Genomic DNA, 15,081 nt, shown 5'->3' on the forward strand with positions numbered 1-15,081 from the left:
CTCTCCCTCAGCCCTGGTAGCGCTGGAAAACCAGCGTTGCATTGGTGCCACCAAATCCGAAGGAGTTGGAGAGCACGGTGTTGAGCTGAGCGTTGTCAATGCGCTTGCGAACGATAGGCATATCCGCGAAGGCAGGGTCCAGTTCTTCGATATGTGCGCTTTCGCAAATGAAATTGTTGTGCATCATCAGAAGCGAATAGATCGCTTCCTGCACGCCGGTTGCACCGAGCGAATGGCCGGTCAGCGATTTGGTCGCAGCGATCGGCGGGCAGGCGTCACCCGAGCCGAAGACCTGACGGATAGCTTCGATTTCCGGCGCATCGCCAGCAGGCGTCGAGGTTGCGTGCGGGTTGATGTAGTCGATCTTGCCCTTGACGGTCGACAGCGCCATCTTCATGCAGCGGATCGCGCCTTCGCCTGACGGAGCGACCATGTCGTAGCCGTCGGAGGTTGCGCCATAGCCAACGATTTCGCCGTAAATCTTGGCGCCGCGGGCCAGCGCGGTTTCGAGGTCTTCCAGCACCAGAACACCGGCGCCGCCTGCGATCACGAAGCCGTCGCGGTTCTTGTCATAGGCGCGGGATGCCGTGGATGGCGTATCGTTATATTTCGACGACATGGCACCCATGGCGTCGAACAGGACCGAAAGCGTCCAGTCTAGATCTTCGCAGCCGCCCGCAAACATGCGGTCCTGCTTGCCATACTGAATCATTTCGAACGCATTGCCGATGCAATGGTTGGACGTCGCACAGGCCGAGGAGATCGAATAGTTGATGCCCTTGATCTTGAAGAAGGTCGCCAGCGTCGCGGAAGCCGTTGAACTCATGGCTTTTGGCACGGCAAATGGGCCGACGCGCTTCGGGCCTTTTTCGCGGGTGATGTCGGCAGAATCGACAATGGTGCGGGTTGAAGGACCACCGGAGCCCATAATGATGCCGGTGCGGTCGTTGGAGACCTCCTCGTCGGAAAGTCCCGCATCCGCAATGGCCTGATCCATCGCAATATGGTTCCAGGCCGTGCCACGGCCATGGAAGCGCATCGCACGACGATCAACCAGTGCTTCGACGTCGATATTCGGAGCGCCGTGCACCTGACAACGGAAGCCAAGCTCGGCATATTCCTCAGCGCGGGAGATGCCGGACTTTGCTTCACGCAGCGAAGCCGTGACCTCTTCGGTGTTGTTACCAATCGAGGATACGATCCCCATACCCGTTACGACCACACGCCGCATCGCGTTCTCCTTTACACCTGATCCGTGAGCGACGTGTCCGTCATGCGGACTGCCGCCTGTTCGCGGTTACATAGGTGCGATCTTCGCATGTTTTGAGCGCGGCCGCATGAAAACTGTTCACTTTTTTGCAGTCGCGCTCGTGGATGATGATGATTGAGGTGCCTTACTGGCCCTCGCTGTCCTTCGACAGGCCGACGCGCAGGTCAGACGCCCGGTAGATGGTTTCGCCATCGGCTTTCAGCCAGCCATCAGCCGTGCCCAGCACGAGGCGGCCACGCATGACGCGCTTGAAATCGATGCCGTATTCGAGAAGCTTGGTATGCGGACGCACCATGCCCTTGAACTTCACTTCACCGGTGGAAAGCGCCATGCCGCGGCCCGGCTCTCCGAGCCAGCCGAGGAAGAAACCGGTCAGCTGCCACATGCCGTCGAGGCCAAGGCAGCCCGGCATGATCGGATTGCCCATGAAATGGCACGGGAAATACCAGTCGTCGGGGCGGACATCATATTCGGCGCGGATATAGCCCTTGTCGAACTCACCGCCGGTTTCGGAAATATCTGTGATGCGATGGACCATCAGCATCGGAGGCAGGGGAAGCTGAGCATTGCCGGGGCCGAACATCTCGCCGCGTGCGCAGGCCAGGAGCTCTTCATACCCATAGCTTGATTTCTGTTCTGCCATTACGCCTCCCTTGAGGTTCATTCTGTATCGACCGGCAATCCGGCCCGGTTGTGGGTTTCACCGGAACATCCCTACCACAGACTGTTTCCGGCAGTAAAATCATGCATTGGGTTTATCTGGGGTTTTATCCGAAAAACCGGCCAATTCCCAAGGCTATTGATACTTATTTCGCAACGGCATATATCAATGTCAGTATGCAATGGGCAACAGCCCGTTTGACGATTGATGATTTTGCAACAAGCTTGTGACGGAACCAACGGTGAATATGCAGTCTTCACATACCCACTCGACGGTCTCGATGGAAGAGCAGCTCCGCCGCGCGGGCCTGCGTCCGACGCGGCAGCGCGTTGCGCTTGCGAGCCTGATCTTCGCCCAGGGTGATCGCCATCTGTCTGCGGAAGACCTGCACGAAGAGGCCGTCATGGCCGATGTGCCGGTGTCTCTGGCGACGGTTTACAACACGCTCCACCAGTTCACGGAAGCCGGTATGCTGCGTATTATCGCGGTTGAGGGCTCTAAGACCTATTTCGATACGAATATCTCGGACCACCAGCATTTCTTCCTCGAAGGGGAAAATGTTGTGTTCGATATTCCACATGGCGAAAGGGGCCAGCCCACGGTTGCCAACATGCCGGATGCTCCGCATGGTATGGAAATCGTCAATGTGGATATCATCGTCCGCCTGCGCCGCAAGGGCCAATAAACGGGACCAGTAGCGAGCCTCCCCTTTCAGTCGGGAATAAAAGAAAGCGGCCATGGCCGCTTTTTTGTTGCCTATTGGACCATAAGGGGCTGAAAAGGGACGAAGTTCTGCAATCCTGGCTGGCTAGCCTCCCAAGCCCAGCCGGGCTTATTTCAAGGAGATATCATGCGTAAGCTATTTGTTGCCGCGGCCATTCTTGCCCTGTTTACCGCTGGCAGCGCCTTTGCAAAGACCGTCCGGATCGGAGTGACGCCGGGGCCGCACGCCCAGATCATGGAAAAGGTGAAGGAAGTCGCCGGAAAGAACGGTCTTGAAATCGATATTCAGGAATTCTCGGATTATGTCATTCCTAACATGGCGCTTGCGGATGGCGCACTGGAAGCCAACTCCTTCCAGCACAAGCCCTATCTCGACAATCAGGTGGCTGATCGTGGCTTCGATATTGTGAGCGTTGCGGAGACTGTCAATTTTCCGATGGGGTTGTATTCGAAGAAGCTGAAGAACATTTCGGAGCTGGCCGACGGTGCGACGATTGCAATCCCCAATGATCCGACCAATGGCGGTCGCGCTTTGCTGGTGCTTGCCGAAAACGGGATTATCAAAATCGACCCGACCAAGGGATTGAAGATCAGCGCCATCGATATCGTGGAAAATCCGAAGAACTTGAAATTCGTTGAACTCGATGCGGCACAGCTTCCGCGTTCGATGGAAGACGTCGATGCTGCCGTCATCAACACCAATTATGCGATGGAAGCTGGCCTGAACCCGGCAACCGATCCGCTGGTGCGGGAAGGCGAGAAAGCGCCTTACGTTAATATTCTCGTCGTTCGCACCGCCGACAAGGATGCCGATTGGGTGAAAACTCTGATTTCATCCTACCACAGCGATGAAGTGAAGGAGTTCATCGCCACGACGTTCAAGGGATCGGTGGCGCCTGCCTGGTGATATTCCGAAGTGAAAGCGGGGCGATTTTCGCTCCGCTTGGGCGAAGTCAGTCGAAGGCTTCGCCTGGATATACGCCCCACAGATCCGATTGCTTGATCCAGCCGCGGACGCCGCCCATATCCACCCGGCACCATTGACCGGTGCATTCGCGCACCGTTCCAACCACGCCGGGCTCGATTTCGGCAGCAAGTCCCGATGTATCGCTTGCATCGCGGCGCATATTGATCATCGAACCCTGATCATTCTTGAGCCAGGGCGCCGTGATAGCGGTTCGCTTGCCGGAAAGCAGCGACTGATAGACCCAGCCTTCCGTGCCATCCGCATCGCGGATACGGCGCCAGTTGTCATATTCCTGGATGATCTCGACGGGCAGTCCGGCCTTCATGAAAAGCCATGAAACGGCATAATCACGTCCCGGTCCGATGCGCAGATTGACGCGCGCGGGTTTAAGGCTGACGAAACGCGGCACGGGAAGCCCGCTTGCGCCGACAGTGGTGCCTGCAGGCTCTACAGCCTGTGCGGCATGTCTGTTCGAAGCGCCAAGCGGCGCCAGAATGAGGAAAAATGCCAGAAAGCCAAGCGTGGCTATCCAAAAGCGTTGCGAAAGTACTCTGTACAAACTGCGACCTCTCGCCGTCCTGTCACGGCAGAACGGTAGTAGCTTCGGCAGTTTACGGGGGCTGCGAGGCGACGTTTCCGTCCTGTTTTCAGATCGTGAATCCATATGTGTACAACAGATGGAGATGCGACCTAATCATTTGATTTTAAATGCATCTTTTTAGAAAGTCGTTGCAGACTTTCCAAGAGACACCTGAAGTTTCCGGTTTTTCTTTGTCTTTGCCGCTTCGCCTTGATAGAGATGTTCAGCCGAAGCAATATCCCATATTGCACCGCCTTGGTTAAGGAGGTCTCAACATGAAGCTTCGGTTAACGCATTTTCGGGAAAAGTGGGAGTCGGTTTTCCGCTGGAAATGTGCAGGAAATTTCTTGGAGCGTGCCCTGCCAGTTGATTACAATACGGGCAGTTCCAGGGGCTTTGCTCAACGATGGGGTGGAGATGTCGAACAAGAAGAAACCGCTGGTCGTTCTTACGCGAAAACTGCCGGACCCAGTGGAAACCCGAATGCGGGAACTGTTTGATGCGCGTCTGAACATAGACGACCACCGCATGAATCAGCCGGAAATTATTGCTGCGATGAAGGAAGCGGACGTTCTGGTGCCTTGCATCACGGACGTCATCGATGCAGCAGCGATTGAACAGGCTGGCCCCAATCTCAAGCTGATCGCAAATTTCGGCAATGGCGTGGACAATATCGATGTCGCCGCAGCCGCAAAGCGCGGAATCACCGTTACCAATACGCCGAATGTCCTGACCGAGGACACTGCCGACATGACCCTGGCGCTGCTCCTGTCGGTGCCAAGACGCCTGGTTGAAGGTGCCAATGTGCTGGGCGAGCGCCATGGGCAATGGCCGGGATGGTCGCCGACCTGGATGCTCGGACGGCGCATCTGGGGCAAACGCCTCGGGATTGTCGGCATGGGACGCATCGGTACGGCGGTCGCCCGCCGCGCCAAGGCTTTCGGACTTTCCATTCACTATCACAACCGCAAGCGCGTCAATCCGCAGGTCGAGGAAGAGCTGGAGGCGACCTATTGGGATAGTCTCGACCAGATGCTGGCCCGGATGGATATCATCTCGGTCAACTGCCCTTCGACGCCTGCCACATTCCATCTGCTGTCCGCACGCCGCATCGCGCTGATGCAGCCGACAGCCTATATGGTCAACACGGCACGCGGCCAGATCATCGATGAGAATGCGCTGATCGAGCTGATCGAGCAGGGCAAGCTTGCCGGCGCGGGGCTGGACGTGTTCGAGAACGAACCGGCGGTTAATCCCCGCCTGCTGGCGCTTGCCGAAAAAGGCAAGGTTGTCCTGCTGCCGCATATGGGTTCGGCCACCATGGAAGGCCGCATCGATATGGGCGACAAGGTCATCATCAACATCAAGGCTTTTGTCGACGGACACCGCCCGCCTGATCGCGTATTACCGAACCGGGTTTAACTTTTCCGGCTCGCGGTTTTCATTCCTTCGGCGTTTTTACCGTCAATGAAACGCAGCACCGTATGCGCATAAAGACGCGGATTCTCGACCGGGACGCCATGCCCGGCATCGGGCAGAATGATCAATTCAGCACCCGGTATCTGGCTGGCGATGAATTCCGTATGTTCGCGCGTGATGGCCGTATCGCGGTCACCAATCACAATCGCCGTGCGCACCCGGATATCGGACAAATCCTCATCCGTATAGTTTGGTTCATTTGCCCAAAGCGCATGAATTTCCTTGTCGATGCTCTCATAGTGGCGCAGTTCCGGTATCGGCTTTCCTTCGGCGCGGGCCTCAGCATAACCGGAATTGCCGTCGGGCGTGACATTTGCCGCCTGCGCAAACAGGCTTTTCAGCCGTTCGGGGTAGCGCATGGCGATGTCGAGGCCGATAATGCCGCCATCGCTCCAGCCGACGAGATCGACCTTGCCGATGTGCAGAAAGTCGAGCAGCGCCACATAATCATCGGCCATCAATCCATAGGTGATGGGATCATCGGTGCGGGTGGAGCGCCCCTGTCCACGGCTATCGGCAACGATTACGGTGTGGTGGCGCGCAAGGATCGGAAGCTGCGCATCCCACACATGCTGGTCGGACAGGCCGCCGGGAATGAGCAGGATCGGCGGTCCCTTGCCGATGATCCGGTAGTACATTTCAATGCCGTTGACTTCGGCAAAGGCGGCAGGGGACGCGGGAATGGTCATGCGCGCAATTCTCTCAGTCGAAACGGGGGAAGGAAAAGACAAAGCAAAGCCGATCAGCAAAGCGGCTATCGTCAGTGTCGTCTTTCCCTTCATGGATTCCCGATCTCATTTTCAGGGTCTGCGGATAAGCGTCGGCAGATCGTATAGATAGGCAATTCGCTTGATGGCATCCTGTAGCGGCTCCAGCGTGACCGTCATCGTATGACCGCTCGCATGGATCAGCATGTCGGGGGAAGCGCAGATCGCGACATGGCCTTTCCAGAAGACGAGATCGCCGCGCTTCAGATTGGAATAGGTTGCATCGGGTTCGGTGATTTCGCCGAGCGTATTCTGTTGCATGTCGGAATCGCGCAGAACAGTGCGGCCTGCCACCCACATGCACAATTGCACAAGACCGGAACAGTCGATGCCGAAGCCCGATGTGCCGCCCCACAGATAAGGCGTATGAAGCAGGGTTTCGGCGACCGCCACATAGTCCGTCGCATGATCGCCAATCGGCGCAAGGTGGCTTGCAATCAGCGCCTCGCCGCTTTCCAGAAGCGCATATTTCGTTCCGCGCGTTTCTGCTGCGCCGACGATGCGCACGCGTGAGCCGAGCGATAGGGCCTTTGTGTGCGGAAAGCGGAGATCGGAGCCGGGATAAACGAAGGTGCGTGGCACGATGACCAGATGTGTTTCGGTTCCGGCGGGCTGCTCCAGCGCGGCAGAGGAGACGTAACCCGTATAGCCGTCGCGTTCTGCCTGCACCCACGACCAACCGTCCATTTCCTCAAAGACACGGAGGTGATCGCCGAAAATCATTTGTGTCTGCGGACCGCTATCCATACGTGGTTCGGCGCGCAGATCGACAACGGATGCGGAAACCTGCATCGCCGTTCCGGCGGTAAAACGCGCCGCTTCCACCCGACCGGTCAGCCGTTCATCGGCGAGGTCGGGGCGATAAGCGTTGAGGCGGCGGTCGAGCATGGTCAAAGTGGTAACTCCCTGGCTTTGGCGATCACCAGATCGCCCAGTCTTTCAACATATAACGCACCGGCGACCGTCCTCTTTATTAGCACGTTTCGCCGGTCTTTTTCATCACGATGCCGGGAGACGAGTTCAAGCGCGCCCATCGTGTCGAGCGCGCGGGTAATCACCGGCTTGGTAACGTTCAGTTTTGCTGCGAGTCCCCGCACGGTATGCGGCGGGGGCTCCAAATAGATGGTCAGGAGAATGGCTGCCTGTCGCGTGGTGAGATCGGGCATCTCATCACGCACCTGTTCCAGCGACAGGGTTCTCAGCAATGTCAGCGCCTGCAACGGCTTCAGCTCAATTGGCATCCGGCTCCACCAAAAAGGGGATTGTTTCGGAACCGTTTTATTCAATCTGCTTTCGGTGTTTCAGGCAAGTGGATTCAGCGCGCCGGGTAACGCTCCTTCAAAAACTGGTAAAGAGCGCGAATGGCTTGAGCTTCGCCGCCGACCGGAGAGGCGGGCTTTTCGACCGGAACCCAGCCAAAAATGTCGAAATGCGCCCAGCTTTGAGCCTTTTCGACAAATTTGCTGAGGAAGAGCGCAGCCGTCACCGAGCCAGCAAAGCCGTCGGTGGTGACATTGTTGATATCGGCGATCCGTGAGGACAGTTTTTGCGCATAAGGCTTCCAAAGCGGCATGCGCCATAGCGGGTCTGCGGTGGCATCCGCGCTTTGCGCAATCGAAGCGGCAAGTCCGTCATCATGCGTGTAGAATGGTGGCAGGTCGGGGCCGAGCGCGACACGAGCAGCCCCTGTCAGCGTCGCCATGTCGATCAGAAGTGCAGGTTCTTCTTCATCGGCAAGCGCAAGTGCGTCGGCAAGAACCAGCCGGCCTTCCGCATCGGTATTGCCGATTTCGACGGTAAGGCCCTTGCGGCTTTGCAAGACGTCGCCCGGACGGAAAGCATTACCGGCAATCGAATTTTCCACCGCTGGTATCAGCACGCGCAGTCGCACCGGCAATTGCGCATCCATAATCATGGAGGCGAGGCCCAGCACATTGGCGGCTCCACCCATATCCTTCTTCATCAGGAGCATGCCGCTTGCCGGTTTGATGTCGAGACCGCCGGTGTCGAAGCAGACGCCTTTGCCCACCAGCGTGATTTTCGGGTCGCTTGCCTTGCCCCAGCTAAGATCGATCAGGCGTGGCGCAATAGCACCAGCGCGACCGACCGCATGGATCATCGGAAAATTCTTCTCCAGAAGCGCATCGCCTTCGGTAACGGAAATTTCGGCCTTGTATCTCTTTGCCAGTTCACGAGCGGCATTTTCGAGTGCATCCGGCCCCATATCGTTGGTCGGTGTGTTGATGAGATCGCGCACCAGTGTGACCGCATCGGCGATGCGGCGGATTTCCGCTTCGTCCACACTATCGGGCAGGGCGATACGGATCGCCTTGCCGTTTGCCTTGCGATAACGCGTAAAACTATAGCCGCCCATCAGGAAACCCAGAACGGCAAGCGCAGCCTCGTCTATCGCGCCGTCAATGTGCCAGTCTCCTTCCGGAAGATTGCGCGCAAGCTTTCCGGCCAGAAGTTGCGACTGGCTGCCCTTTTCCTGGTCCCCGGTTCCAAAAAATGCACCCGATATCGATCCGCCTGAACCGGGAAGGGTGAGGACACGTCCGGCTTCACCGTCAAAGCCATTGGCCTTCGCCCATGCAATTGCATCGGCGGGAAGGCCGGAGATTTCCAGCCCGCCTTTCGGAGTAAACCAGATCGGGCGGCTTTGTTCGGATTTTCGGGAAAGAAGTTCGACAGACATGATGCTCTTTCTGACCAGTAAGCGATGTCCGGCAAAAGCGCTGGGATTTTGTCGGAAGTTCATAAAAACAAACAGATAGCGTATCCCGAAAAGTCTGAAACGGTTTTCGGATGAGATGCGCGCCAAACAAACAGATAGCGCGATTATTGCCGTGCCGAAACAGAAACCGCAATCACCTTATTAACCAATCATTAGGGTTAACAGATTATTGATTTAGCAGGAATTGGGCTTGAGGGTGACTAAAGCATGTTGGATGCGCGACACGCTTTAGCAGGAGAGGCGGGATGCTGAACATCGTTCGAAAAGACGCTATCGCAATACGTCTTGGCTTCGCCTGCATTCTTTCGGCACTTGTACTTTCCGGTTGTACATCGGTCGACCGGACCACGACCGGTTCGGTACGCCGCGCGGCAACGGTCGCCACTTTCGATCACATGAACGACGCGCAGCTTGCAGCCATGGCCGGACGGCTCGGCGCCCAATACGAACGCAATCCGAAGGATCGCCAGACAGCGCTCAACTATGCCAATGTGCTGGCGCGCCTTGGCCGCAACGATCAGGCGCTGGCCGTCATGCGGGCGTTGGCGATTGTGTATCCGAAGGATCAGGCCGTTCTTGCCGCCTATGGCAAGGCGCTCGCCGGCGCCGGCCAGTTCGACGGTGCGCTCGATGCCATTCGCCGTGCACAGAACCCCGCTTATCCCGACTGGAAACTGGTTTCCGCGGAAGGTGCCATTCTCGACCAGATGGGCCGGAAGGAAGAAGCGCGCGCGACCTATCAAAAGGCGTTGCAACTTCAGCCGAATGAACCGTCGATCATCTCCAATATGGGAATGTCCTATCTTCTGGCCGGTGATGCACGGACAGCAGAGACCTATTTCAAACAGGCCGCCGCCGCGCCTGGTGCAGACAGCCGGGTGCGCCAGAATCTTGCCCTTTCGGTCGGCTTGCAGGGGCGCTTTCAGGAAGCTGAGGCGATTGCCGCGCGCGAGATTTCTCCGCAACAGGCCAAGGCCAATACGGATTATCTTCGTTCCATGCTGGCCCAGCAGAACTCCTGGAACATGCTCAAGGACAAGCCGAAGGGCTGAGGCCTCTCTTAATTTTCGTGTCTGAATGAACGGTTGTCAGTTACCGCCGAATAATCCGCCTTGCGCCGAAATCTGGATGAAGGCCGGGCCGAGAATGACGATGAAGAGTACCGGCAGAAAGAAAACGATCATCGGCACAGTGAGTTTCGGCGGCAAGGCCGCAGCCTTCTTTTCGGCTTCCAGCAAGCGCAGGTCGCGGCTTTCCTGAGAAAGCGTGCGCAGCGCCTGTGCCACGGGAGTACCGTAACGCTCCGCTTGAATAAGCGCCTGCGTTACGGATTTCACCGGCTCCAGACCCGTGCGATTGGCGAGATTATCATAGGCCTGACGGCGTTCCGGCAGGAATGAAAGCTCGGCATTGGTCAGCATCAATTCTTCGGCAAGCTCCACGGACTGAATGCCGATTTCATCGGCCACCCGGCGAAAGGCCGCTTCGGTGGACATGCCCGATTCAACACAGATCAGCATCAGGTCGAGCGCATCCGGCCATGCGCGGCGAATGGATTGTTTGCGCTTGGTTGCCTTGTTTGAAACATAGAGATTGGGCGCATAGAAGCCAGCATAGCCAGCGAAAATGCAGACAAGCAAGCGAACGAAGAAAGACTGATCGGCAAGTACGCCGAGCACAAAAATATAGACGGCGGCGATCAACATGGCGCCGAAGGGCAGTACAAAGCGCAGAAACAGAAAGATGTTGAGCGGGTTTTGCCCTCGGAAACCTGCCTGTCTGAGCGAAGCAATTGTCTTTTCGTCGGCAAGTGCTCGCTTGAGATCAAGCTTTTCGACGAATTCGCGAATGCCCTGCTTTTGCTGATGGCGCAGGCTGTTGCGGCGGTCGCTTTCCGCTGCAAGACGGGCACGCTCGCGCGAGCGAATGGCTTCGCGCTCGGTTGCGACGGATTTCATGCGCGATTTGAGCGCGCTGCCGCTCAGAACCGGCATGAGGATCGTTACTACGGTTGCAAAAACCGCAACCGTAATCAAAGCGCCGATCAGAAACTGCGGATCGGTCAGTTTTTGCGTGAGGAGAGAAAACATATCCGGTGCCTCACATATCGAAGTTGATCATGTTCTTCATGATGAAGATGCCGGTCAGCATCAAAACGGCTGCAATGCCCAGAAGCATATGGCCGGTCGAAGACGTGAAAAGCAGCGTCATATATTGCGGGCTCGTCAGATAGACGAGAATCGTAACGATGAAGGGCAGGGCACCGATAATTGCAGCCGAAGCCTTGGCTTCCATGGAAAGAGCGTTGACCTTGGCTTTCATCTTCTTCCGGTCGCGCAGGACTTTTGAAAGATTGTTGAGCGCTTCCGAGAGATTGCCGCCAGCCTGTGCCTGTATCTGGATGACGATAGCGAAGAAGTTGGTTTCTGCGCAGGGCATGGAATCGGGCATCTTGCCCACCGCTTCGGGGATTGAAAGCCCGATCTGCTGCGCCTCGACAACCTTCTTGAACTCGCTCTTGACTGGTTCCACCGCCTCGCTGGCAATCAGCCGCAAGCCGTCATTGAGCGGCAGGCCTGCCCGGGTTGCTCGCACGATGACATCAAGCGCGTTGGGAAACTCCTCGAGAAATTTCTTCAGTCTTCGCTTGCGCTTTTGCAGTACGAACCAGCGCGGCAGGCCGAAGAAACCGGCAATGGCGATACCCGGCAGGAAAAGCAGCGGCGCGCCGAAAATCAGCGCGATGAATGTGACAAGGAATGCGGCCACGCCGGAATAGATGTAGAATTTCTGCAAGGTGAGATTTAATCCCGCCTGTGCAAGAAGAATGCGCAGCGGCGGATATTTCTGGTTTTTTTCGCGTTGCTTCTGCCGCGCTTCCAGATCCTTGATGTTATCCTGCAACTGTTTGCGGCGCTTCAGGATATCAGCGTTTTTGTCGCGCTCGCTGCGTGTTATCGCTCGTTCCGAGCCGCTATTGCATACGGTTTCAAAGCGCCGTGCCGCATGATCCTTCTTGCCAAGCTTTTCGTAAGAAAGCGCATAGGACAAAGCCGCACAGGCGACGACGGCAAGCACGATGAACATCACAATGCTGGCGCCGGATCCCATCATGCGTCTGCCCTTTCCATGCTGTCGAGCACGGATGCAAGGCGGCTATCCTCGTTGTAGTAGCGCGCGCGCTCCCAAAAGGCAGGGCGACCGATGCCGGTCGAGCCATGGCTACCGAGAATGCGACCGGAAGCATCTTCGCCCTTGATATCGTAGAGAACGAGGTCCTGGGTGGTGATGACATCACCTTCCAGTCCTACCACTTCGGTGATGTGAGTGATGCGTCGTGAGCCGTCGCGCAGACGGGCGGCCTGAATGATGATGTCAACCGACCCGACGATGATCTCGCGCACGGTTTTTTGCGGAAGCACATAGCCGCCCATGGCAATCATGGCTTCCATACGGTTGAGGCATTCACGCGGGCTGTTGGAATGGATCGTGCCCATCGACCCATCGTGACCGGTGTTCATGGCTTGCAGGAGATCGAACACTTCGGGACCACGCACTTCGCCGACGATGATGCGTTCAGGCCGCATGCGCAGGCAGTTCTTCACCAGATCGCGCATGGTGACCTCGCCTTCACCTTCCAGATTGGGCGGGCGGGTTTCCAGGCGCACCACATGCGGCTGCTGCAATTGCAGTTCAGCCGAGTCTTCGCAGGTGATGATGCGCTCGTGCGTGTCGATATAGCGTGTCAGACAGTTCAAAAGCGTGGTCTTGCCCGAACCGGTGCCACCTGAAATGATGACATTGCAGCGCACGCGGCTGATGATCTGTAGCAGTTCCGCCCCGGCATTCGATATGGCACCGAATCGCACGAGCTGATCGAGCGTCAGCTTGTCCTTGCGAAATTTGCGGATGGTCAGGGTCGGACCGTCGAGCGACAGCGGCGGCGCGATGACGTTGACGCGCGAACCGTCTGGCAGGCGCGCATCGCAGATCGGGCTTGATTCGTCGACGCGGCGCCCGACCTGACTCACGATACGCTGGCAGATGTTCAGAAGCTGCTGGTTATCGCGAAAACGAATGCCGGTTTCCTGCAACAGGCCGTCCACTTCGATATAGGTCCGGCGCGAACCATTGACCATGATATCGGCAATGTCGTCGCGGGAAAGAAGCGGCTCCAGCGGGCCGTAACCCAGAACGTCGTTGCAGATATCGTCGAGCAGTTCTTCCTGCTCGGCAATCGACATGACCAAGTTTTTGATGGCGATAATGTCGTTGACGATGTCGCGGATTTCCTCACGCGCGGCATCCGGCGCCATGCGGGAAAGCTGTGACAGGTCGATCGTGTCGATCAGTGCCGAGAAGACCTGCGATTTGGTGTCGTAATAGCTCTCGGTTTTCTCGCGCCCCTGCGTACCGGTCTGGGCGGCGGATTTTGCCGGAGTGCTTGTTACAGCAGCCTGCATGCGGGATGGTTGCATTGTTGGCTGGGGCGATGCGGACATTGCGGCAGGCATGGCAGGTTTCGGCGCAGCCGGTCGCATTCCGCTTTCCGGCTTGTTTCCCGTATCATTGCCTCTTCTGCCAAACATGATTTCCTGCCGTTACTTTGTCTTGCGTGCAAACTTGCCGAGAAGGCTCGAAATGCCGGTTTTCTTGCGCGGCTGCACATCGGCCCTGCCGGTCACAACATGCGCAATATGACTGATGGCTTCGGCAATCGGGCTTTCCGGATTGGTTTCTGCGATCATCCGGCCATTATTGGCTGCATTGCCGAAAAGCTGCGGATCGAAGTCGATGGTTGCGATAGGGTCGATGCCGAGAGGCTCGGAAAAATCGGCGAGCGCGATTTCCGGTCGTTTGGGAATGCCCATCTGGTTCAGGATGAGATGCGGCTTCACATCGTTGGGGCGCAGTTGCGCCAGCGTGTCGAGAAGGTTTTTCGTGTTACGCAGATTGGCGAGATCGGGTGTCGCAACGATCACCACCTCATCAGCGCGCATCAATGTGGTCCGCGTCCATCCGTTCCAGCCATGTGCCACATCCAGCACGATCAGCGGAGAATTGCGCTGGGCAACATCAATCAGTTCGGCAAAGGCGTCCTCGCCGAAATCGAATGTCCGCTCCAGGCTCGAAGGCGCAGCAAGGATTGAAAGATGGTCGCCATATTGAACCAGCAATCGATCGAGATAAACCTCATCAATGCGCTCTGGTGAGAAGACGGCATCGGCAATGCCAAGCGTCGGGTCCTGATCGAAATTGATATTCGCTGTGCCGAAGGGCAGGTCCATGTCCGCCAGCACGACGTCGTGCCGGAACAGGTCGGAGATCGACCAGGCGACATTGTGTGCGATTGTTGAAGCGCCGACACCGCCTTTTGCACCGATGAAGGCTATGGAACGGCCCAACGGTTCCGCACCGGGATCGAGAAAGATCGAGGACACAATGGCCAGAATGTCGGCCAGCGAAACAGGCGCGACGATATATTCCGAAACGCCGCGCCGCAGCAATTCGCGATAAAGCCAGACCTCGTTGGAATGACCGATGACCATAACTTTTGAACCGGGATCACAGACCTCGGACAATTGCTGCAGTTCTTCAAGCAGCACATTGGGTTCGGAAGCCGATTCGACAATGATCAGATTGGGCGTGGAGGCGGTCTGATAGAACTCGATTGCCGCCGCAACGCCACCCATCATGACCTTGAGATGCGTCTTTGCCATGCGCCGGTCGCCGCCTGCGCGCTCAATCGGAATGGCGACGCTTTCGTTCACACAAAAGGCCTGGATTGAAATGCGCGGAATGGGGCGCACATTTTCAAGCATGATCGGTGCGCGGCCCGTCTCTACGCCCTGTTCTTCTTCCATCGGTTCGAACGCGAAATTGCTCATAGCGTCCTC

General features: G+C 57.0%; 15 protein-coding genes. 4 read left to right on the top strand and 11 right to left on the bottom strand.

Annotated elements, in window-relative coordinates; all coding sequences use genetic code 11:
* Positions 1 to 7: 7 nt before the first annotated feature.
* Both fabB and fabA read right to left on the bottom strand, forming a co-directional pair.
* Entirely contained in the window at positions 8 to 1,231 is a 1,224-nt protein-coding gene (gene fabB / locus F9K91_RS06060) for a beta-ketoacyl-ACP synthase I (protein WP_061344685.1), read from the bottom strand.
* Positions 1,232 to 1,394: 163 nt separating this feature from the next.
* On the bottom strand, positions 1,395 to 1,913 hold the full coding sequence (gene fabA / locus F9K91_RS06065; RefSeq protein WP_010657784.1) for a 3-hydroxyacyl-[acyl-carrier-protein] dehydratase FabA: 519 nt from the start codon (positions 1,911 to 1,913) through the stop codon (positions 1,395 to 1,397).
* Positions 1,914 to 2,178: 265 nt separating this feature from the next.
* Between fabA and irrA the strand changes: the two genes are divergently transcribed.
* On the top strand, positions 2,179 to 2,616 hold the full coding sequence (irrA, locus tag F9K91_RS06070) for an iron response transcriptional regulator IrrA (protein ID WP_061345208.1): 438 nt from the start codon (positions 2,179 to 2,181) through the stop codon (positions 2,614 to 2,616).
* A 165-nt stretch (positions 2,617 to 2,781) separates the two neighbouring features.
* The gene (locus F9K91_RS06075) at positions 2,782 to 3,561 is read left to right on the top strand and encodes a MetQ/NlpA family ABC transporter substrate-binding protein (RefSeq protein ID WP_151677429.1); all 780 of its coding nucleotides are present in this window, start codon (positions 2,782 to 2,784) and stop codon (positions 3,559 to 3,561) included.
* Positions 3,562 to 3,607: 46 nt separating this feature from the next.
* Here F9K91_RS06075 and F9K91_RS06080 read toward each other — a convergent pair whose 3' ends face one another.
* On the bottom strand, positions 3,608 to 4,180 hold the full coding sequence (locus tag F9K91_RS06080; protein ID WP_061344688.1) for an SH3 domain-containing protein: 573 nt from the start codon (positions 4,178 to 4,180) through the stop codon (positions 3,608 to 3,610).
* Between the two features lie 438 nt (positions 4,181 to 4,618).
* Here F9K91_RS06080 and F9K91_RS06090 point away from each other — a divergent pair, with 438 nt between their 5' ends.
* Positions 4,619 to 5,623: a 2-hydroxyacid dehydrogenase gene (locus F9K91_RS06090; protein WP_061344689.1), complete on the top strand. Its 1,005-nt coding sequence runs from the start codon at positions 4,619 to 4,621 to the stop codon at positions 5,621 to 5,623.
* On the opposite strand, the gene F9K91_RS06095 is transcribed toward F9K91_RS06090, so the two are convergent.
* From F9K91_RS06095 to F9K91_RS06110, 4 genes are all read right to left on the bottom strand, one after another.
* Positions 5,620 to 6,462 (bottom strand): alpha/beta fold hydrolase, encoded by an 843-nt coding sequence (locus F9K91_RS06095; RefSeq protein ID WP_151555296.1) that lies wholly within the window; start codon positions 6,460 to 6,462, stop codon positions 5,620 to 5,622. The genes F9K91_RS06090 and F9K91_RS06095 overlap by 4 nt on opposite strands.
* An 18-nt stretch (positions 6,463 to 6,480) precedes the next feature.
* Positions 6,481 to 7,335, bottom strand: coding sequence for a C40 family peptidase (locus F9K91_RS06100; RefSeq protein ID WP_208852682.1), 855 nt, complete (start codon positions 7,333 to 7,335; stop codon positions 6,481 to 6,483).
* A gap of 2 nt (positions 7,336 to 7,337) precedes the next feature.
* A complete protein-coding gene (locus F9K91_RS06105) occupies positions 7,338 to 7,688 on the bottom strand; it encodes a MarR family transcriptional regulator (protein ID WP_061344692.1) in 351 nt (116 codons plus the stop codon).
* A 74-nt stretch (positions 7,689 to 7,762) separates the two neighbouring features.
* Positions 7,763 to 9,145 carry a leucyl aminopeptidase family protein gene (locus F9K91_RS06110; protein ID WP_151650911.1) on the bottom strand — a complete coding sequence of 461 codons (1,383 nt, stop codon included), beginning with the start codon at positions 9,143 to 9,145 and terminating at the stop codon, positions 7,763 to 7,765.
* Positions 9,146 to 9,429: 284 nt separating this feature from the next.
* On the opposite strand from F9K91_RS06110, the gene F9K91_RS06115 reads away from it, so the two are divergent.
* Positions 9,430 to 10,236, top strand: a complete 807-nt coding sequence (locus tag F9K91_RS06115) for a tetratricopeptide repeat protein (protein WP_061344693.1) — start codon at positions 9,430 to 9,432, stop codon at positions 10,234 to 10,236.
* Between the two features lie 36 nt (positions 10,237 to 10,272).
* Here F9K91_RS06115 and F9K91_RS06120 read toward each other — a convergent pair whose 3' ends face one another.
* Genes F9K91_RS06120 through F9K91_RS06135 form a run of 4 tightly spaced genes read right to left on the bottom strand, consistent with a single transcriptional unit; the run spans position 10,273 to position 15,072 of the window.
* Positions 10,273 to 11,274 (bottom strand): type II secretion system F family protein, encoded by a 1,002-nt coding sequence (locus F9K91_RS06120; protein WP_151555301.1) that lies wholly within the window; start codon positions 11,272 to 11,274, stop codon positions 10,273 to 10,275.
* A 10-nt stretch (positions 11,275 to 11,284) separates the two neighbouring features.
* Positions 11,285 to 12,298: a type II secretion system F family protein gene (locus F9K91_RS06125; protein WP_151677431.1), complete on the bottom strand. Its 1,014-nt coding sequence runs from the start codon at positions 12,296 to 12,298 to the stop codon at positions 11,285 to 11,287.
* Positions 12,295 to 13,773 carry a CpaF family protein gene (locus F9K91_RS06130; RefSeq protein ID WP_151650914.1) on the bottom strand — a complete coding sequence of 493 codons (1,479 nt, stop codon included), beginning with the start codon at positions 13,771 to 13,773 and terminating at the stop codon, positions 12,295 to 12,297. The genes F9K91_RS06125 and F9K91_RS06130 overlap by 4 nt, the downstream gene beginning before the upstream one ends.
* Positions 13,774 to 13,785: 12 nt before the next feature.
* Complete coding sequence (locus F9K91_RS06135) at positions 13,786 to 15,072, bottom strand: AAA family ATPase (RefSeq protein ID WP_151677432.1); 1,287 nt, start codon at positions 15,070 to 15,072, stop codon at positions 13,786 to 13,788.
* Between the last annotated feature and the right edge of the window lie 9 nt (positions 15,073 to 15,081).

It is taken from the genome of Brucella tritici, from assembly GCF_008932295.1.
In the GTDB taxonomy this organism is placed as follows: domain Bacteria; phylum Pseudomonadota; class Alphaproteobacteria; order Rhizobiales; family Rhizobiaceae; genus Brucella; species Brucella tritici.

Excerpts from the sequence above, each read along its gene's own strand:
- fabB (WP_061344685.1), bottom strand. The coding sequence starts at position 1,231 with ATGCGGCGTGTGGTCGTAACGGGTATGGGGATCGTATCCTCGATTGGT.
- fabA (WP_010657784.1), bottom strand. The coding sequence starts at position 1,913 with ATGGCAGAACAGAAATCAAGCTATGGGTATGAAGAGCTCCTGGCCTGC.
- irrA (WP_061345208.1), top strand. The coding sequence starts at position 2,179 with ATGCAGTCTTCACATACCCACTCGACGGTCTCGATGGAAGAGCAGCTC.
- F9K91_RS06075 (WP_151677429.1), top strand. The coding sequence starts at position 2,782 with ATGCGTAAGCTATTTGTTGCCGCGGCCATTCTTGCCCTGTTTACCGCT.
- F9K91_RS06090 (WP_061344689.1), top strand. The coding sequence starts at position 4,619 with ATGTCGAACAAGAAGAAACCGCTGGTCGTTCTTACGCGAAAACTGCCG.
- F9K91_RS06095 (WP_151555296.1), bottom strand. The coding sequence starts at position 6,462 with ATGAAGGGAAAGACGACACTGACGATAGCCGCTTTGCTGATCGGCTTT.
- F9K91_RS06100 (WP_208852682.1), bottom strand. The coding sequence starts at position 7,335 with ATGCTCGACCGCCGCCTCAACGCTTATCGCCCCGACCTCGCCGATGAA.
- F9K91_RS06105 (WP_061344692.1), bottom strand. The coding sequence starts at position 7,688 with ATGCCAATTGAGCTGAAGCCGTTGCAGGCGCTGACATTGCTGAGAACC.
- F9K91_RS06110 (WP_151650911.1), bottom strand. The coding sequence starts at position 9,145 with ATGTCTGTCGAACTTCTTTCCCGAAAATCCGAACAAAGCCGCCCGATC.
- F9K91_RS06115 (WP_061344693.1), top strand. The coding sequence starts at position 9,430 with ATGCTGAACATCGTTCGAAAAGACGCTATCGCAATACGTCTTGGCTTC.
- F9K91_RS06120 (WP_151555301.1), bottom strand. The coding sequence starts at position 11,274 with ATGTTTTCTCTCCTCACGCAAAAACTGACCGATCCGCAGTTTCTGATC.
- F9K91_RS06125 (WP_151677431.1), bottom strand. The coding sequence starts at position 12,298 with ATGATGGGATCCGGCGCCAGCATTGTGATGTTCATCGTGCTTGCCGTC.
- F9K91_RS06130 (WP_151650914.1), bottom strand. The coding sequence starts at position 13,773 with ATGTTTGGCAGAAGAGGCAATGATACGGGAAACAAGCCGGAAAGCGGA.
- F9K91_RS06135 (WP_151677432.1), bottom strand. The coding sequence starts at position 15,072 with ATGAGCAATTTCGCGTTCGAACCGATGGAAGAAGAACAGGGCGTAGAG.